The 18,008-nt window shown below is 72.8% G+C and carries 17 protein-coding genes; 7 read left to right on the top strand and 10 right to left on the bottom strand.

Features of this window, described 5'->3' with window-relative positions:
- Nucleotides 1-773, bottom strand: a 773-nt coding sequence (locus AC27L3_RS25375; RefSeq protein WP_487236362.1) for a cyclic nucleotide-binding domain-containing protein, incomplete at its 3' end; no start/stop codon positions are given.
- A 274-nt stretch (nt 774-1,047) separates the two neighbouring features.
- On the opposite strand from AC27L3_RS25375, the gene AC27L3_RS25370 reads away from it, so the two are divergent.
- The gene (locus tag AC27L3_RS25370; protein ID WP_487236361.1) at nt 1,048-2,892 is read left to right on the top strand and encodes a serine/threonine-protein kinase; all 1,845 of its coding nucleotides are present in this window, start codon (nt 1,048-1,050) and stop codon (nt 2,890-2,892) included.
- On the opposite strand, the gene AC27L3_RS25365 is transcribed toward AC27L3_RS25370, so the two are convergent.
- Nucleotides 2,858-3,796 (bottom strand): LysR family transcriptional regulator, encoded by a 939-nt coding sequence (locus AC27L3_RS25365; RefSeq protein WP_487236360.1) that lies wholly within the window; start codon nt 3,794-3,796, stop codon nt 2,858-2,860. The genes AC27L3_RS25370 and AC27L3_RS25365 overlap by 35 nt on opposite strands.
- Before the next feature lie 130 nt (nt 3,797-3,926).
- Between AC27L3_RS25365 and AC27L3_RS25360 the strand changes: the two genes are divergently transcribed.
- The 3 genes from AC27L3_RS25360 to AC27L3_RS25350 all read left to right on the top strand — a co-directional run bounded on the left by AC27L3_RS25360 (nt 3,927) and on the right by AC27L3_RS25350 (nt 6,551).
- Complete coding sequence (locus tag AC27L3_RS25360) at nt 3,927-4,976, top strand: YncE family protein (protein ID WP_487236359.1); 1,050 nt, start codon at nt 3,927-3,929, stop codon at nt 4,974-4,976.
- A gap of 86 nt (nt 4,977-5,062) precedes the next feature.
- Nucleotides 5,063-5,596: a VOC family protein gene (locus tag AC27L3_RS25355; RefSeq protein WP_487236358.1), complete on the top strand. Its 534-nt coding sequence runs from the start codon at nt 5,063-5,065 to the stop codon at nt 5,594-5,596.
- A 214-nt stretch (nt 5,597-5,810) separates the two neighbouring features.
- On the top strand, nt 5,811-6,551 hold the full coding sequence (locus AC27L3_RS25350) for a dienelactone hydrolase family protein (RefSeq protein ID WP_487236357.1): 741 nt from the start codon (nt 5,811-5,813) through the stop codon (nt 6,549-6,551).
- A gap of 91 nt (nt 6,552-6,642) precedes the next feature.
- Here AC27L3_RS25350 and glnA read toward each other — a convergent pair whose 3' ends face one another.
- Nucleotides 6,643-8,052: a type I glutamate--ammonia ligase gene (gene glnA / locus AC27L3_RS25345; RefSeq protein WP_365969726.1), complete on the bottom strand. Its 1,410-nt coding sequence runs from the start codon at nt 8,050-8,052 to the stop codon at nt 6,643-6,645.
- Nucleotides 8,053-8,229: 177 nt separating this feature from the next.
- Between glnA and AC27L3_RS25340 the strand changes: the two genes are divergently transcribed.
- A complete protein-coding gene (locus tag AC27L3_RS25340; RefSeq protein ID WP_487236356.1) occupies nt 8,230-8,697 on the top strand; it encodes an RDD family protein in 468 nt (155 codons plus the stop codon).
- A 206-nt stretch (nt 8,698-8,903) separates the two neighbouring features.
- Here the strand turns inward: AC27L3_RS25340 and AC27L3_RS25335 are convergent, their stop codons facing one another.
- From AC27L3_RS25335 to lipB, 4 genes are all read right to left on the bottom strand, one after another.
- Nucleotides 8,904-9,587 carry a DUF4191 domain-containing protein gene (locus AC27L3_RS25335; protein WP_487236355.1) on the bottom strand — a complete coding sequence of 228 codons (684 nt, stop codon included), beginning with the start codon at nt 9,585-9,587 and terminating at the stop codon, nt 8,904-8,906.
- 10 nt (nt 9,588-9,597) lie between these two features.
- Nucleotides 9,598-9,858 carry an SCO2195 family GlnR-regulated protein gene (locus AC27L3_RS25330; RefSeq protein WP_487236354.1) on the bottom strand — a complete coding sequence of 87 codons (261 nt, stop codon included), beginning with the start codon at nt 9,856-9,858 and terminating at the stop codon, nt 9,598-9,600.
- Nucleotides 9,859-10,041: 183 nt separating this feature from the next.
- Nucleotides 10,042-10,989, bottom strand: a complete 948-nt coding sequence (gene lipA / locus AC27L3_RS25325) for a lipoyl synthase (protein WP_344434628.1) — start codon at nt 10,987-10,989, stop codon at nt 10,042-10,044.
- 119 nt (nt 10,990-11,108) lie between these two features.
- Nucleotides 11,109-11,972 carry a lipoyl(octanoyl) transferase LipB gene (lipB, locus tag AC27L3_RS25320; RefSeq protein ID WP_487236353.1) on the bottom strand — a complete coding sequence of 288 codons (864 nt, stop codon included), beginning with the start codon at nt 11,970-11,972 and terminating at the stop codon, nt 11,109-11,111.
- A 257-nt stretch (nt 11,973-12,229) separates the two neighbouring features.
- On the opposite strand from lipB, the gene AC27L3_RS25315 reads away from it, so the two are divergent.
- Nucleotides 12,230-13,714 carry an NsdA family TPR-like regulatory protein gene (locus tag AC27L3_RS25315; RefSeq protein ID WP_487236352.1) on the top strand — a complete coding sequence of 495 codons (1,485 nt, stop codon included), beginning with the start codon at nt 12,230-12,232 and terminating at the stop codon, nt 13,712-13,714.
- 157 nt (nt 13,715-13,871) lie between these two features.
- Here AC27L3_RS25315 and AC27L3_RS25310 read toward each other — a convergent pair whose 3' ends face one another.
- From AC27L3_RS25310 to AC27L3_RS25300, 3 genes are all read right to left on the bottom strand, one after another.
- A complete protein-coding gene (locus AC27L3_RS25310) occupies nt 13,872-15,182 on the bottom strand; it encodes an NAD(P)/FAD-dependent oxidoreductase (protein WP_487236351.1) in 1,311 nt (436 codons plus the stop codon).
- 176 nt (nt 15,183-15,358) lie between these two features.
- Entirely contained in the window at nt 15,359-16,258 is a 900-nt protein-coding gene (locus AC27L3_RS25305; protein WP_487236350.1) for a TIGR01777 family oxidoreductase, read from the bottom strand.
- Nucleotides 16,255-16,773, bottom strand: a complete 519-nt coding sequence (locus tag AC27L3_RS25300; protein WP_487236365.1) for a DUF4240 domain-containing protein — start codon at nt 16,771-16,773, stop codon at nt 16,255-16,257. Before AC27L3_RS25300 ends, AC27L3_RS25305 begins: the two co-directional genes overlap by 4 nt.
- A gap of 161 nt (nt 16,774-16,934) precedes the next feature.
- On the opposite strand from AC27L3_RS25300, the gene AC27L3_RS25295 reads away from it, so the two are divergent.
- Nucleotides 16,935-17,870 carry an SDR family oxidoreductase gene (locus AC27L3_RS25295; RefSeq protein WP_487236349.1) on the top strand — a complete coding sequence of 312 codons (936 nt, stop codon included), beginning with the start codon at nt 16,935-16,937 and terminating at the stop codon, nt 17,868-17,870.
- Nucleotides 17,871-18,008: the final 138 nt, after the last annotated feature.

Below are 18,008 nucleotides of genomic sequence, written 5' to 3'. Positions count from 1 at the left end.
TCGTACTCGCGCGGCGCCGGCTCGTAGTCGACGAACGTGCCCGGGATGACCGGCTCGCCGGTGTGGCCCGAGGCCAGTGAGATCTCCGCCTCGCCGCGCTTGTTCCGCGGCCGTGCCCGCTCCGCCTCGCGCCGGCGCACGTGCTCCCGCAGAGCGGCGCTGCGCCCGGCCACCTCCTCGTACGCCGCCCGCGGCAGGGACAGCACCGTGCACGCCGTCAGCGCCCGGGCCGTGAACTCCCACGTCCCCGGCTCCCGGCCGACCGCCTGCGCGCCGAGGAACCCGCCGTCGGCCACCACGCCCCGCCGGGCGTCCTCGCCGTACTTGGCCGCTATCAGCTTCTCCACCTTGCCGCGCACGACGAGATGGACGTGGTCGACGGGCCGGCCCCGCTCGGCGAGGACCTCGCCCGCGGCGTGCTCGCGCTGCTCGAAGCGCCCGGCCAGCGCCCGCAGCACCTCGTCGTCCGCGAAGCCGCGCAGCAGCGGCAGCTCGCCGAGCTCGGCCGGTACGACGCGCACCGCGGCGCCGTCCTGCACAAAGGTCACGCGGCCGTCCCCGACCTCGTACACCAGCCGCCGGTTGACCCGGTACGTCCCGCCCTTGACCTCCACCCACGGCAGCGTCCGCAGCAGCCACCGCGAGCTGATGCCCTGCATCTGCGGCACGCTCTTGGTCGTGGTCGCCAGGTTCCGCGCGGCGGCGACCCCGAGCGCGAGCTGCGCCCGGCCGGCGCTCTCCTCGGGTCGCTGCGGGGGCAGTGCGGTGGACATGCGGGTCCCTCCGGGGCGGGGCGGTGATCGGCAACGCGCAAGTGAATCAGCGTCAGATGATGTTGGTCGAGTGGCGGGTGGGTCACCTGATGTGATCAGGTCAGAGGGCGGGGCAGTGACATGTCCGGTTGGTGGGGGTTGAACCCTTGGGGCGACGGGGTTCGGCGCCTCTCGACGGGCCGCAACCGTCGGCCGTGGGGTGGCCGAAAACCTGTGCCTCTACCCTTGTGGCGCGAGGTTGTCAGGCGACGGAGACAAAGGAACGGAGAGTGCTGTGACGTCGGGGGAGACAAACGGCACAGAGCTGACCGGAAGGCTCCTCGGCGGGCGCTACCGGGTCACCGCGGTCATCGGACGCGGCGGCATGGGCGTCGTCGCCCGGGCCACGGACGAACTGCTCGGCCGCGAGGTCGCCGTCAAGGTCCTGCGCGCCTACACCGACGCCTCCGGGCCCGAGCTCACCGACCTGCGCGAACGGATGCGCCGCGAGGCGCAGGCCGCCGCCCGCATCCGGCACACCGGCGTCGTCACCGTCCACGACGTCACCGAGCAGGACGGCCTGCCCGTCATCGTCATGGAACTCGTCGACGGCCCCTCGCTCGACGACGTCCTCACCGAGCGCGGCACCCTGCCGCCCCGCGAGGCCGCGGCCATCGGCGCCAAGCTGATGGACGCCCTCGACGCCGCCCACCGGGCCGGCGTCCTGCACCGGGACGTCAAGCCCGCCAACGTCCTGCTGGAACGCGGCGGCAGGGTCGTCCTGACCGACTTCGGCATCGCCGCCGTGGACACCGCCGGCGACGAGGCCATGGACCGGCTCACCCGCAGCGGCGAGATCATCGGCTCCCTCGACTACCTGCCCCCCGAGCGCGCCCAGGGCGAGGAACCGGGCCCCGCCTCCGACATCTGGGCGCTCGGCATGACGCTGTACGCGGCCGTGGAGGGCGCCTCGCCGTTCCGCCGCACGTCCGTGTGGTCCACGATGACCGCCATCGTCAACGAGCAGCTGCCCGAACCCCGCAAGGCCGGAGCGCTCACGCCCGTCCTGCTGGCCCTGATGGCGAAGCGGCCGGAGAGCCGGCCCACGGCCGGACAGGCGCGGGCCATGCTGGAGCGGATCGCGGCGGGCGGGACGGTCAAGCTCGTACCGGCGAACAGGGCGGACGGGGGTACGGAGCCGGCGGTGCCGGCGGCGGCTGGAGGACAGGCGGCCGGAGGTCAGGCAGCTGCGGCGGCTGGGGGTCCGGTGGCTGCGGAAGCGGCGACTCCGGCAGCTGCAGATCCGGTAGCTGCAGGTCCGGCGGCTGCGGCTCCGGTGGCTCCTGCGACGCTGGTGGCTCCCGTGGCTGACCTGCCCGCGGCGGGCGCCGTGCCCGCCGCCGCGCCGGTGCCGCCCCACCAGCCCCTCCCGCAGGCCCGGCCCGCGGCGCCGGCCGCGCCCGTCCACCCCTACCCGCAGCCCCCGTACGCCGGCGGCCAGGCGATACCGGGCCCGCCGCCCGCCCCCGCCCTGCCGCTGCCGAGCGCCCCGGGCGAGGGCGGCCGCGCCCGGCGCCGCAGCCGCTGCGTCATCGCGGCGGCGACCGCCGCGGTCGTGCTCGCGGGAGGCGGCATCACCTACGCCCTGACGGGCAAGGACGACGGCGGCAAGGGCGGGCACGACCAGGCGTACGTGGCACCGCCCGCGGTCAGCGGCTCCCCGTCGTCCCGGCCGGGCGACATCGAGGGGATGACCTCCGCCTCCCCGTCCCCGGCGCTCTCCCCGTCACCCTCGGGGACGCCGTCCGCCGGCGCGTCGCCCAGCACGTCGGCGTCGGCCTCCCCGACGGCCAAGCCCAGCAGCACCGTGACGAAGAGCTGCACCGGCTGGAGCCACAAGGACCCCCACCCGGGCACGTACAGCTACGTCAACGGCAACTTCAACGTCTACAAGGGGCCGTACGCGGCGTGCTCGCCGCAGGCTCCGGCCAAGCTGAACACCAAGGTCTGGCACCACTGTTACGTCACCAACGCGTACGGCCACAAGTGGATCTACGTACGCCTGGAGGGCACGAACACGGCGGGCTGGATGTCCGAGTCCAACCTCAGCCGTCAGAAGGGTTCGGACACTCCCTGCTAGCCCCGCTGGCCGCCAGGACCGCCTCCGCCACGCGGTCGCGGAACCAGCGGTGGCCCGGGTCGGCCGCGTTGCGCGGGTGCCAGGCCATCCCGAGGTCGAGGGGCGGCAGGTCGAGCGGGATGGGAAAGGTGCGCAGCCCCAGCGCGGCGACGGCGCCGGGGAGCCAGCCGGCCAGGGTGAGCCCGACGAGATCGGTGTCCCGGACGAGGAACATCGCGGCGGTGTGACTGGGGACGACGACCGCGACCCGGCGCCGGAGCCCGCGTGCGGCGAGCGCGGTGTCGATGGGCCCGAGGCGCTTGCCGAGCCGGGAGATGCCGATGTGGTCGGCCGCGGCGAAGCGACGGGCGTCGACCCGCCCGTCGGCCCGCCCGGCGAAGAGAGGATGGCCGCTGCGGGCGACGCCGACCAGCGGCCTCCGGACGATCGACCGGGTGCGGATCTCCGGATCCAGATGGCCGAGGACGCCGAGCTCCAGATCCACCGAGCCCTGCCGCAGCCCCGGGCCGCCCTCCAGGGCCTCGGGCAGGAAGACCACGTCGACGTGCGGGGCCTCGGCGTCGATCCGCTCGATCAGCGGCCCGGCCAGACCGGCCAGGAGCGCGTCGGTGGTCTGCACGGTGAAGGTGCGCCGCAGGTGCACCGGGTCGAAACCGGCGCCGGGCCGCAGGACGTTGTCGCAGGCGCGCAGCAACGCCCCGACCTCGTCGCGCAGTTCCAGCGCCCGCGGGGTGGGCACCATCCCCTGCCCCGCGCGGACCAGCAGGGGATCGCCGACGGCGCGGCGCAGCCGGGCCAGCGTACGGCTGACGGCGGCGGGGGAGGTGCCGAGCCGTTCCGCGGCACGGGAGACGCTGTTGTCCTGGAGCAGGGCGTCCAGGACGCGCAACAGATTGAGATCCATCGAAACCAACGCTCCTGACCTGCATATTTACGGGGGGCGCAACTATAGGATGCCGATCCTTGCATTGTTGCGGTCGCACGCGCCGCGGAGAGTGGGTGGTGCCCAGTCAGTCCCGAGCTTGGAGCCCTCCATGCAGCAGAACCCCCGTGCCGGCCGAGAAGGCGACGTCCTGGCCGTCATCAGCCAGAGCGGAGCGACGGTCTCGTTCTTCGACGCCGCCGACGACCGGCTTCTCGGTGAGGTGGAAGTCCCCGCCGAACCCCACGAGTTGTGCTTCGATGCGACCCGGCGCCTGCTGTGGTGCACCACGGCGTACCGCTCCGGCTACTACCACGCCAACAGCGGCCGGCGCACCGAACTGACCGCCATCGACCCCGACACGCGCCGCATCGTCGAGGTCGTCGACCTCGCCCCCGAACACGGCCCGCACGGGCTGGCGTTGGACACCACGCGCGGCCGCCTCTACGTCAGCGTCGAGGCCACGGAGGACCGGCCCGGCGGCGTCGTGGTGATCGACACCGAGACCCGCCGCCCCCTGGGCCGAATCGACACCGACGCACCCGGCCCGCACTGGTTCGCCATCGACCCGGAGGGACGGACGGGATACGCCACCAACAAGGAGGCGCCGTACGTGTCGGTCGTCGACCTCGACAAGGGAACCCTCACCGCCAAGATCGAGGTCCCCGGCAGCGAGGGCCTCGCCGTCTCCGCCGACGGCCACCACGTCTACGTCGCCGCCCCCTACGCCGGATTCCAGGGCCCCGGGCAGCGACCGGCCCCCGGCATCCGGGTCGTCGACGCCGCCACCGCGTCCGTCGTCGACACGCTGCCCACAGAGAACGTCGTCCTGCCGGTGCACCTGACGTCGAGGGGCATGCTGCTGGTCGGCGAAGTGCGCATGGAGCCCGACCCGGCATCCGCACTGGGCCGCCAGCTCCCGGGCCGCCTCACCGCATTCGCCGCCGACACCCGCGAACGCCTGGGCGAGGTGGAAGTGGGCCTCTTCCCGCTGACCATCACCTCGTCCCCCGACGGCGGGCTCGCCTACGTCTCCTGCGTCGTCTCGTCCACGGTCAGCATCGTCGACCTGGAGACCTTCCGCGAACTCTCCCGCCTGGACATCCCCCGCCCCACCGAAGCCGGCGCCCACGGCCTGGCGTACATCCCGCGGGCGGCGTGACGATCCACCGGCCAAGGCGGACAGGATCCGACCTAGATGCCGCCTATCGTCGCCGACGACAACCGACACCGGCGGAAGGAACCGTGATGACCGAGCAGACGAACGCCGCGCCGGCGGGCTACACCACCGTTGCACCCTGGGTCGTCACCGACGACACGGGAGCGTTCCTCGACTTCGTCTCCCGGGCGTTCGCAGGCGAGGAGCTGGCCCGTGTGCCGACCGAGGACGGCTCGATCGGGCACGGCGAGATCAGGGTCGGCGACACCGTCGTGCTGGCCTTCGACCGGCGCGCGGACTGGCCCGCGATGCCGAGCCTGCTGCGCGTGTTCGTCCCCGACGCCGACCGGGCCCTCGCCCGGGCGGTCGAGGCCGGCAGCCAGGTCGTCACCCCGCTCGCCGACGACGCCTTCGGACAGCGCGGCGGGCGCGTCAAGGACCCCTTCGGCAACATCTGGTGGGTGGTCGGCCGCGTCGAGGACGTCTCCGAGGACGAGATGTGGAAGCGCCTGCAGGACCCCGCATACGCCCGCGTCATGCGGACCGCCCAGGAGACCCTCGACGCCGAGCTCGGCGGCCGGGACAGCGGACGCAGCAGCACCCCGGTCAGGCCGGCCGCCTGACCGGGGCGCGGCAGGGCCGGGCCGAAGGCGCCTTTCGTAAAAACCGGTTGGCGGAATCACGGCAGCCACTGCTACCTTTCCTGAGACCGTGCAGGAGAACGAGGAGGTGGTACCCGTGAACGCAGTATCGACATGGGTGCTCCCCTCCGGGGTCACGGTCGGGCGATAGGTCGTCCGGGAGCGCCGTTCCATGGCACTCCCGAAAGGCACGACCATGCATTTCACTTCCGAACGGCGTCTCGACGACGGCGTCGTCGAGCGCGAATTCACCCTCGGCGAGATCCCCGGCATCCTGTGGACGCCTGAATCCGCATCCGCATCCGCGCCGGCACCGCTGATCCTGCTCGGCCCCCCTCCGCTCGGGCTGCGCAGGGCCTACCCCCGGCTCGCAGCCCGGGCCCGGCACGCCGCGGCGGACGGCTTCGCCACGGCCACCCTCGAACTCCCCGGCAGCGGCGACCGGCCCCGCTGGCCCGCCGCCGAGCAGGCCCGCGCCGACCTGCGCCGGGTCATGGAGGCCGGTGAGCCGGTCACCGACGAGATCATCGACGCCCTCGTCCTCCCTCTGGTCGACAGGGCGGTCCCGGAATGGCAGGCCGCGCTGGACGCCCTCCTGTCACTGCCCGGGATCGGCGGCCCGGTCGGGTACTCGGGGGGAGTGATCTCCATCGGGACCCGACTGGCGGCGGTCGAGCCGCGCATCTCGGCCGCTGTGCTGTTCGCCGGGAGTTTCATCCCCCGCGCCATGTTCGAGGAGGCCCGCCAGGTCACCATTCCCCTGCACGTCCTGCTGCAGTGGGACGACGAAGGCAACGACCGGCAGGCGGCCCTGGACCTGTTCGACGCCTTCGGCTCCGAGGAGAAGACGCTGCACGCCAACATGGGCGGGCACACCGGCGTCCCGCAGTTCGCAGGCGACGAAGCGGCCCGGTTCTTCACCCGCCACCTGACGTGACGCGAAACGGGCCGTCGACCGCTCCCTCCGGAGCGGCCGACGGCCCGTCGGCAGTCACCGTGCGCGCCCCGGGTGCCCGGGGCGTCGCGGTTTAGATGTCGAAGTACAGCTCGAACTCGTGCGGGTGCGGGCGCAGCTGCATCGGGGCGATCTCGTTGGTGCGCTTGTAGTCGATCCAGGTCTCGATCAGGTCGGACGTGAAGACGCCGCCGGCCTGGAGGTACTCGTTGTCCTCCTCCAGGGCCTCGAGGACCGCCGGGAGGGAGGTGGGGACCTGGGGGACGTTCGCGTGCTCGTCGGGGGCGAGCTCGTAGAGGTCCTTGTCGATCGGCTCGGCCGGCTCGATCTTGTTCTTGACGCCGTCCAGGCCGGCCAGGAGGAGGGCCGAGAAGGCGAGGTAGGGGTTCGAGGACGGGTCCGGGGCGCGGAACTCGACGCGCTTGGCCTTCGGGTTGGAGCCCGTGATCGGGATGCGCATGGCGGCCGAGCGGTTGCGCTGGGAGTAGACCAGGTTGACCGGGGCCTCGAAGCCGGGGACCAGGCGGTGGTAGGAGTTCACCGTCGGGTTGGTGAAGGCCAGCAGCGACGGGGCGTGCTTGAGGATGCCGCCGATGTAGTAGCGGGCGGTGTCCGACAGGCCCGCGTAGCCCTGCTCGTCGTAGAAGAGGGGCTCGCCGCCCTGCCACAGGGACTGGTGCACGTGCATGCCGGAGCCGTTGTCGCCGAAGATCGGCTTGGGCATGAAGGTGGCGGTCTTGCCGTTGCGCCAGGCGACGTTCTTCACGATGTACTTGAAGAGCATCAGGTCGTCGGCCGCGGCGAGCAGCGTGTTGAACTTGTAGTTGATCTCGGCCTGGCCGGCGGTGCCGACCTCGTGGTGCTGGCGCTCGACCTTCAGGCCGGCCTTGTCCAGCTCCAGGGAGATCTCGGCGCGCAGGTCGGCGAAGTGGTCGACCGGCGGGGCCGGGAAGTAGCCGCCCTTGTAGCGGACCTTGTAGCCGCGGTTGTTCTCCAGCGCGCCGGTGTTCCAGGCGCCGGCCTCGGAGTCGATCTCGTAGATCGAGCGGTTGGCGCTGGTCTCGAAGCGGACGCTGTCGAAGATGTAGAACTCCGCCTCCGGGCCGAAGAACGCCGTGTCGGCGATGCCCGTGGAGGCGAGGTACGCCTCGGCCTTCTTCGCCACGTTGCGCGGGTCACGGCTGTACTGCTCGCCGGTGATCGGGTCGTGGATGAAGAAGTTGATGTTGAGGGTCTTGTCCCGGCGGAACGGGTCCAGGCGGGCGGTCGACAGGTCCGCGCGCAGGGCCATGTCGGATTCGTGGATGGCCTGGAAGCCGCGGATCGACGAGCCGTCGAACGCCAGCTCCTCGGTCGGGTCGAACGCCTCCGCCGGGACCGTGAAGTGCTGCATCACGCCCGGCAGGTCGCAGAACCGGACGTCGACGAACTTGACGTCCTCGTCTGCGATGAACTTCTTGGCCTCGTCGGCGTTCTGGAACATCCAACTCCTCCTAGACCGGTCACCTGGGGTGTCCGGGGATTGCTTCGATGAGGCCGACCATAGAGAGGCGGGATTTCCCGGGCATGACCCGATTGTTTCGACCGCGTTAACCGGAGGATGTCTTCCGGCCGGGCCCCGCCGCCCGGGAAAACCCCGGCGGCCCAGTACCGTGGACGGGTGGACAACAGGCAAGCAATCGGATCATGGCTCTCCGGGCCCCGCGCGGCCGCGGAGGACATGGGCATCGAATTCGGCCACCGGGGTGAACGCCTCGGGCTGCCGGCGAGCGGGCCGGGATCCGTCGCCCCGCTCGGGCGGCGCTTCGGGGCCCTGGCCATCGACTGGGCGCTGTGCATGCTCATCGCATACGGATTCCTCGCGAACGGCGACCCGCAGCGCGCCGGCAACTGGGCGCTGCTCGTCTTCTTCGTGCTCAGCGCGCTCACCGTCGGCACGATCGGGTGCACGCCCGGCAAGCGGCTGTGCGGGCTCCGCGTCATCGCCCTCGGCGGTGAGCGGCTCTCCCTGCCGAGGGTACTGCTGCGCAGCGCGCTGATCCTCGTCGTCATCCCCGCCGTCGTCTGGGACCGCGACACCCGCGGCCTCCACGACCGCCTCTCCGGCGCCGTGCAGGTGCGGATCTAGTTCCTGCCCGGCGGATCATGCCGTGCCCCGTAGGGGCGGGGGGCGGTGTCGATCTGCGGGCGCGTCGTGGCTTGTCGCGCAGTTCCCCGCGCCCCTACGGGGCGCTGCCGGATCCGTCGGGCACGGCCCGGCGGAGCCAGTCGGAAAGAAGCAGAAAAGAGGCGGGATCCCTTTCGGGTCCCGCCTCTTTTGTGTCGTGTGTCGCCTCAGCGGCCCTTCGGCATCCGCATGCCCTTCGGCATGGGGCCCTTGGGGATCGGCATGTTGCTCATCAGGTCGCCCAGCGCGCGAAGGCGGTCGTTCACCGCCGTCACCTGCGGGCCGGGCAGCACCCGGGGCAGCTTCAGCAGGGTCGTGTGCAGCTTCTTCAGCGGCACCTGGCCCTCGCCGTCGCCCACGACGATGTCGTGCACCGGCACGTCCGCGACGATGCGCGCCATGCGCTTCTTCTCGGCGGCCAGCAGGGCCTTGACCCGGTTCGGGTTGCCCTCGCCGACGAGCACGATGCCCGCCTTGCCCACGGCCCGGTGGACGACGTCCTGGTTGCGGTTCATCGCGACCGCGGGCGTCGTCGTCCAGCCACCGCGCCGGATGTTCTCCAGGACCGCGGCAGCGGCTCCCGGCTGGCCCTCCATCTGCCCGAAGGCAGCGCGCTCGGCGCGTCGTCCGAAGACGATCGCCATCGCCAGGAATGCCAGCAGGAAGCCGAGGATGCCCAGGTAGACCGGGTGGTCGAGCCAGAAGCCGATGGCAAGGAGTACACCGAAGGTGACAATGCCCACAGCTGCGACGACAAGACCGACCTTCGAGTCGACCTTCTTGGTCATCTTGTAGGTCAGGGCGATCTGCTGCAGACGCCCGGGGTTCTCGGATGGTTCCTTCCTCGCCATACGGCGCAGTCTACGTGGCCGAAGGGCCGGGGGCCGCCGCAGCCTCCAGCAGGTGCTGGGCCTCCCGGCGGTCGCGGGCGCGACGGCGGTCCTCCAGCACGGCGGTCCAGGCATTGCGGCGGGCGGTGCGCTGGCCACCGCGCATCAGCAGTTCCTCCAGGGCGCGCAGGGCCCCGGTGACGGACGGGGGGCGTACGGAGAGCGTGGACGGCAGTGCGGAAGGGGCGCGGGTGGCGGTCGTGACGACTGCGTTACCGGGCGCGGCCTGCATGTCGGTAGTCCCCTCGGGAGCGGAGAAGGCGTCGGCGTGGAGGGTGTCGTACTGCTGTGCGTGCTCACATTGTTACTGAACGGTGTTACCAACGCGTGACCGCTTGGTCAAACCCCTATGAAACGTTTACGCGGCCCGCCCCCTTCATCGAGGGGACGGGCCGCGTGAGGTTCTCGCGGGTGCCTAGGCGGCGGCGCGGCGGTCCATCGCCTGCTGGTACAGGCGGCCGGCGCGGTACGAGGAGCGGACGAGGGGGCCCGACATGACGCCGGCGAAGCCGATCTCCTCGGCCTCCTCCTTCAGCTCCACGAACTCCTGCGGCTTGACCCAGCGCTCCACCGGGTGGTGGCGCACGCTCGGGCGCAGGTACTGGGTGATCGTGATCAGCTCGCAGCCCGCGTCGTGCAGGTCCTGCAGGGCCTCGCTGATCTCCTCGCGGGTCTCGCCCATGCCCAGGATCAGGTTGGACTTGGTCACCAGGCCGTACGCGCGGGCCTTGGTGATGACCTCCAGCGAGCGCTCGTAGCGGAAGCCGGGGCGGATGCGGCGGAAGATCCGCGGCACGGTCTCGACATTGTGCGCGAAGACCTCGGGGCGGGAGGCGAAGACCTCCTCCAGCAGCTCGGGCACCGCGTTGAAGTCGGGGGCCAGCAGCTCGACCTTGGTGCGGCCGCCCTCGCGGCCGGCGGTCTGCTCGTGGATCTGGCGCACGGTCTCGGCGTACAGCCAGGCGCCGCCGTCCTCCAGGTCGTCGCGGGCGACGCCGGTGATGGTGGCGTAGTTCAGGTCCATGGTGACCACGGACTCGCCGACGCGCCGCGGCTCGTCGCGGTCGAGCGCCTGCGGCTTGCCGGTGTCGATCTGGCAGAAGTCACAGCGCCGGGTGCACTGGTCGCCGCCGATGAGGAACGTGGCCTCGCGGTCCTCCCAGCACTCGTAGATGTTGGGACAGCCCGCTTCCTGGCACACCGTGTGCAGGCCCTCGCGCTTGACCAGGCCGTGGAGCTCCTTGTACTCGGGGCCCATCTTGGCGCGGGTCTTGATCCACTCGGGCTTGCGCTCGATGGGGGTCTGGGCGTTCCGGACCTCCAAGCGCAGCATCTTGCGTCCGTCGGGTGCGACAGCGGACACGTCCGGCTCCCTATGACTTCGATTCCTCGGCGAACACCAGGGTACGCCCGTTGTTTCCTACGTTCTTACTCGTGCGCCCTGGGCAACCGACGAGAGGCCCGGGTGCATTCCCGCCGGGCTCAGGCCGGCGTGGGCTCCGCGGCGGCCTCGGCGGCCTCGGTGGGCTCCGCGGCGGCCGGGGCGGCCTGAGCCGCCGGCCGCTCGACCTCGCGCGGCAGCGGGGCCTCGGCCTCCAGCACCTCCCGCAGGTGCTTCTCCACCAGCGGCAGCACCTCGGCGACCGTGACCTGCCGGCCCAGCTCGTTGGAGAGCGAGGTGACGCCCGCGTCGCGGATGCCGCACGGCACGATCCGGTCGAACCAGGTGTTGTCGGGATCACAGTTCAGCGAGAAGCCGTGCATCGTGACGCCCTTGGCGATGCGGATGCCGATGGCGGCGAGCTTGCGGTCCTCCCGGCGCTGGCCGGCGTTGGACGGGGCGTACTCCGGGCCGTTCAGACGCGGGTCGAACTCCTCGTCCGTCAGACGGGGGTCGAAGTCCAGGTTCAGACCGGGGATCGCCGGGCGCTGCTCGACGGGATCACCGAGCACCCATACGCCGCTGCGCCCCTCGACCCGGGTGGTCTCCAGGCCCAGCTCGGCGCAGGTGCGGATCAGGGCCTCCTCCAGACGCCGTACGTGGGCGATCACGTCGACCGGGCGCGGGAGCTTGAGGATGGGGTAGCCGACGAGCTGGCCGGGGCCGTGCCAGGTGATCTTTCCGCCGCGGTCGACGTCGATGACCGGGGTGCCGTCCAGGGGGCGCTCGCTGTCCTCCGTGCGCCGTCCGGCCGTGTAAACCGCCGGGTGCTCCAGCAGCAGGCAGGTGTCCGGAATCTCGTCCGCGAACCGGGCCGCGTGCACGCGGCGCTGCTCCTGCCACGCCTCCTGGTACTCGACGGCGTCCGCCCCGAAGCCCAGGTGGACAAAGCGCAGCTCACTCACGGCAGCTCCTGTTCGAACCGGTTTGCGTGTCTCGGTGCTCGACGCGCCCTAGGCCACTGTACGGCGGCGGCGTTCGAACACCGCAGGCGGCCGCCCGCCGCCACCGGCCCCCGGACCCCGCTCGACGATCTTCATTCGGGATTTGATCTGTCCTCACACGATCGGATGAATGCGGGGCGAAGGTGGCGATCGGGGCGTTGAAGGCCGCTAAGTTCACGCCGTTCCAGGAACAGAAGATCAGGGAGACCGGCAGGCTGATGACGGAACGACCCCCCCAGCGCATCCCCAACCGTCAGCTCGCGGCGCTGATCGCGGAAGCCGGCTTTTCCAACGCGGGTCTGGCCCGCCGCGTCGACCAGCTCGGGCTCGAGCACGGGCTCGACCTGCGGTACGACAAGACGTCGGTGACGCGATGGCTGCGCGGGCAGCAGCCGCGCGGCACCACGCCCGCCCTGATCGCCGAGGTGTTCACCCGGCGGCTCGGGCGGCGGCTGTCCGCACAGGACCTCGGCCTCGACGCGTGCGCCCCCGTGTACGCCGGGCTGGAATTCGCCGCTTCGCCGGAAGAGGCCATCGACATCGTCAGCGGTCTGTGGCGCAAGGACTCCGGCAGTCACACCGAACTACGGAAGATCGCCTTCACTCCGGCCGGGCTCGTGGTGCCCAGCCGGGACTGGCTCATCGGGCGTGCGGACGAGCGCGTGGCGCGCGGGGTGAGCCCCGCGCCCCCCGAGGGCGCCCCGCGCACCGACAGCGCCGGCCGCCCGATGGCCCCGCCCGCCGCCCGCCCCGGGCAGCTGCCCCGCCAGCGGGCCGCGGCCGCCGCCGAGCGCCCGCCCGGCGGCCGGGTGTCCATGGGCGACATCGCCGCCCTGCGCTCGGTGGGCGAGCTCTTCCGCACCCTCGACCACGCCTACGGCGGCGGCCACGCCCGGCAGGCACTCGTGCGCTACCTCGAACACGAGACCGAGCCGATGCTGCGCGGCACGTACGGGGAGACCACCGGCCGGCGGCTGTTCGGCGCCGCCGCCGACCTCACCCGGCTCGCCGGCTGGACCTCGTACGACATCGCCGCGCACGGCCTCGCCCAGCGCTACTACGTCCAGGCCCTGCGCCTCGCGCAGGCCGCGGGCGACCGGGCCTACGGCAGCTACGTGCTCGTCACCATGAGCCGGCAGGCGGTCTACCTCGGCCACGGGCGCGAGGCCGTGCAGCTCGCCCGGGTCGCCCAGCAGGGCGTCGGCTCCGCCGTGCCCCCCATGGTCCAGGCCATGCTGCACGCCGTCGAGGCCCGGGGGCACGCGGTGCTCGGCGAGGTACGGGCCTGCTCGGCGTCGATGGCACGGGCCGAGCGCTCCCTGGAGGCGGCCAAACCCGCGGACGAGGCGCCGCACTGGATCCGCTGCTTCGACGAGGCGGAGCTCGCCGACGAATTCGCCCACTGCCACCGGGACCTGCAGCAGTACCGCGCCGCCGCCCAGCACGCGGAGCGGTCGCTGCAGCTGCGCAGCCCCGCGTACGCGCGCAGCCGGCTCTTCTGCAAGGTCGTGCTCGCCACGGCCCGGCTGGGACTCGGCGAACTGGAGCAGGCCTGCACGCTCGGAGCCGAGGCCACGGCCCAGGCGGGCGAGATGCGGTCGGTACGGGCGCTGGAGTACGTGCGGGACTTCGAGCGGCGGCTGGAGCCGTACCGGGACGCTGCGCCTGTGCGCGGGTACCGGGAGAAGGTCGCGGCGCTGTAGCGGTGCGGGATGCGCCCACGGTAGGTGCGGGTGCGCCCACTGTGGGTGCGGGGTGCCGCCGTCGCGCGGGTGCGGGTCGGTTGTGCCCACCCGTTCCTCCCCCAGCTACCGCTGGGAGGTGCCCCCAAGCGGAACGATTGCCCACAACCGGCCAGGCCTACGCTGCCCGCAGGGTCGCTCCTGTGTGGGTGGGGCGGATGCCCAGGTCGTGGAGGACGGCCTGGGCGGCCCGGCGGCCGGAGAACAGGGCGCCCTGCACCGTGCTGGTGTCCCGGTGGTCGCCGCACACGTACAGGCCGGACAGCAGCCGTACGGTGCGCCGTACGTCGTGCGGCGCCGGCATCGCCGGGACGGCGTCCGCGTCGTGGTGGACGGCCAGCAGCTCCCAGTCGTCCGCCGGCGTGCCGTAGACGCGCGAGAGCTGGGCGCGGGCCGCGCGGTCCAGCTCCTCGCGGGGCAGGCCGGCGGCGGCGCCCAGCACCGTCGAGGTGATCAGGGCGCGGCCCAGCGGCGCCCGGTCCGGGTCGACCTCGCTGGCGACGGTGGTGTGGGCCACCGGGCCGGGGCAGGAGCCGGTGAGGACCAGCGCGGCGTCGCGCAGCGGCGGCTCGGGGGCGGTGTGGTGCAGCACCGTCACCGGGTGGAAGCCGGGCAGCCGCAGGCCCGGGATGAGGTCGGCGGCGGCCCGGGCGCCGGTGGCGACGACGACGGAGCGGCAGGTGAAGTCGCCGTGGTGGGCCGTGCTGACCGAGGTGGTGCCGACCGAGGTGACCTCGACGCCGTGGTGCACGGTGCCGGCGGGCAGGGACGTGGCCATCAGGTCCGGCATGACGGCCGCGCCGCCGGCCGGCAGGCACAGCCGCCCGCGGGCGTAGCCGTGCAGGACGAGGTCGGCGCACCGGCTGGAGGTGCTCAGGTCCGGGTCGGAGAGCAGGGACGTGAGCAGGGGGCGCAGGAAGCCCTCGACGGTGCGGGCCGGCAGGCCGCGGGAGGCGAGGGTGTCGGCCGTGGGGCGGTCGGGCCGGGCCAGCATCCGTTCGCTGGGCAGCGCGGCGAGGCGGGCCAGCGCCGCGCCCAGCCGCGCCTGATCAAGGCCGGCGCTCCGGGAGGCGCGCGCCGCCGCGAAGGCGCGGGCGGTGGTGAAGGCGCGCTTGGCCCCGCGGAGTTCGCCGGTGCGGTGGTTGCGCCCGTCGGCGTGCACCAGGACGCCCGGGCTGAACGGGCGCAGTTTGAGGCCCTCGAGGCCGGGGGTGCGCAGCAGTTCCGGGAAGGAGGTGTTGAGCAGCTGCCCGGTGCGGTCCAGCAGGAAGCCGTCCACGGCGTCGGTGACCATCCGGCCGCCCGGCCGCTCGGCCGCCTCCAGGACCGTGACGGTCACCCCGGCGCCGATCAGGTGGTGGGCCGCCGAGAGGCCGGCAAGGCCGGCTCCCACGATGACGACGTCAGTGTGGCGTGCGCTGTTGAGCACGTGCCCTCCCGGGGTCGGTCCGCTCGCTCGGGGGCCTGATGCCCTCAACAAGCGGTCGCGATGCGCGAGTTCGCCTCGACCGTAGAGAGAAATCCGGTCAATAACAGTCGCGCATGGACCGAGCACGGTCGCACAGCGGTCGCACGGCCGAAGGAATTGCGGCGTGGGGGCGGACGTCAGTCCTCCGTCAGCGCCGTGCGTACGGCGCTCGCGAAGTCCGGGCAGGCGAAGGAGAAGCCCGTCTCCAGCAGCCGCCGGGGCACGGCCCGCTGGCCTGCCAGGACGTCCTCGGCCATCTCGCCCAGGGCCAGCCGCAGCGCCGGCGCGGGCACCGCGAACGGCGCAGGGCGCCGCAGCGCGCGCCCCAGCGCCCGCGTCGCCTCCCGGTTGGTCACCGGGTGCGGCGCGGTGAGATTGACCGGGCCGAAGACGTCCGCCGCGTCCAGCAGGTGCCGCAGGGCGGCCACGTGGTCCCGCAGGGCGATGAAGCTCCAGTACTGGCCCCCGCCGCCCAGCCGGCCGCCGAGCCCGAGCCGGAAGAGCGGGAAGAGCCGCGCCCCCAGGCCCCCGTGGCGGGAGAGCACGAGACCGGTGCGCAGGAGCACGGTCCGCACGCCCGCCTCCGCGGCGGCGCCCGCCGCCTCCTCCCAGTCGCGGCACACCTCGGCGAGGAAGCCGCTGCCGGGCGGGGCGTCCTCGTCCACCACGCGTTCCCCGGTGTCCCCGTAGATGCCGATCGCGCTGCCGCTGAGCAGCACGCGCGGCGGCCGGTCGAGGGAGGCGAGGGCCTCGGCGATCGCCCCCGTACCGTGCACCCGGCTGTCGCGGATCTCCTTCTTGTACGCGGCGGTCCACCGGTGGTCGCCGATCCCGGCGCCGGCCAGGTGGACGACGGCGTCGCAGCCGGCCAGCCCGGCGGCGTCCACGCGGCCCCGGGCGGGATCCCAGGCGACCTCGCCGGGCGCGCGCGGGGCGCGCCGCACCAGGCGGACGACCTCGTGGCCGTCGGCCGCCAGCGAGCGGACCAGGGCCGAACCGATCAGGCCGGAGGCCCCCGTGACGGCGACGCGGCTCATGCCCGGAACCGCTCCCACAGCCGGGGGAAGCGCCGGGCCAGCTCGCCGTCGTCCTCGATGTCGAACGCCGTGCCCAGCGGCTCCGGCGGCTGCGGCGCAAGCCCCAGGTCGGGCGTCTCGGTGCCGGTCAGCTGCTCGTACGCCTCGTCGGCGGCGTACCCGAGATCCTCGCCGTCGCCGTCGACCTCCTCGTCGAAGTCCTCCAGGAGGTCGGCCAGGCTGTCGGGATCGTGCAGCGCCCCCTCGAAGACCTCCCGGCCCTGGCCGATCAGCCAGCAGCGGAAGTAGTCGAAGACGTCGTCGCTGGCCCCGTCCAGCAGCACCGCCGCCGCCCCCCACAGATCCCACAGGTACGCGCGGTTGTAGCGGGACTCGAAGTGCCGGGCGAAGTCCAGCACGCTGTCCGGGTCCAGCCGCGTCAGCGACTCGACCAGCACATCCGCCTGGTCCTCGGGGTCCCCCTCGGCTGCGTCGCGTGCGCTGTCGATCAGCTCCCAGAACTCCGTCTCGTCCATCACGGGTCCAGCATCGGCCCTGACGCAGGGCGACGCACCCCGAGGGGTACGGATGCTGCCGTGTTGTTACCGGTGAAGGTGGGACCGCCATACACGACAGAAGGTGTCCGGTATCGCTGTGAGAGTGCCTCCGTCCCCACCGGACGGACGGAAGGATCACCATGTCGGGAACCGAGGAACGACCGCTGGCCGGCAAAGTCGCCCTGGTGGCCGGGGCCACGCGCGGCGCCGGCCGCGCCATGGCCGTGGAGCTGGGCCGGGCCGGAGCCCTCGTCTACGCCACCGGCCGCACCACGCGCGAGCACCGCAGCGAGGTCGGCCGACCGGAGACCATCGAGGAGACGGCGGAACGGGTCGCCGCGGCGGGCGGTACGGCGGTCGCGGTGCCGGTCGACCACCTGCGGCCCGAACAGGTCGAGGCGCTCGTCGCACGCATCGACGCGGAGCAGGGACGCCTCGACGTGCTCGTGAACGGGCTGTGGGGCGGCGACCACCTGCTCGACCACCCCGCGGGCTTCGAGAAGAAGATGTGGGAGCTCGACCTGGAGGCGGGGCTGCGCATGCTGCGCCTCGGCATCGACTCCCACCTGATCACCAGCCGGTACGCGCTGCCGCTGCTCACCCGGCGGCCGGGCGGGCTGGTGGTGGAGGTGACCGACGGCACCGCCGAATACAACGCGAACCACCGCGGCCACGTGTACTTCGACCTGGCCAAGTGCGCGCCGATCCGCATGGCGCTGGGCCTGGCCGAGGAACTGGCGGACCTCGGCGGCACGGCGGTGTGCCTGACGCCGGGGTACTTGCGGTCGGAGGCGATGCTCGACACGTACAAGAAGGTGACCGAGGAGCGGTGGCGGGACGCCGTCGCGGACGATCCGCACTTCTGCATCTCGGAGAGCCCCACGTACGTCGGGCGGGCGGTGGCCGCGCTGGCGGCGGACGGCGAGGTGGCGCGCTTCGCGGGGCAGTCGCTCTCCAGCGGGCAGCTGGCGCGGGTGTACGGCTTCACGGATACGGATGGGACGCGGCCGGATGCGTGGGGGTACATCGCCGCCCTGGAGGCGGGGCAGGAGCCGCGGGAGCGGGACTACCGCTGACGTGCGGGTGCGCTGTGGCGGCTCGCGCAGTTCCCCGCGCCCCTGACGGGGCGCCCCGTCAGGGGCGCGGCCCGACCAGGCGCGGACGGACAGCGCCCCCAAGGGGCGCGGGGAACTGCGCGACGCGCCACGACGGTG

The organism is Streptomyces sp. PKA51 (assembly GCF_057552455.1).
The sequence above is the reverse complement of the archived record's forward strand: the minus strand, read 5'-3'. Positions and strand labels throughout refer to the sequence as shown.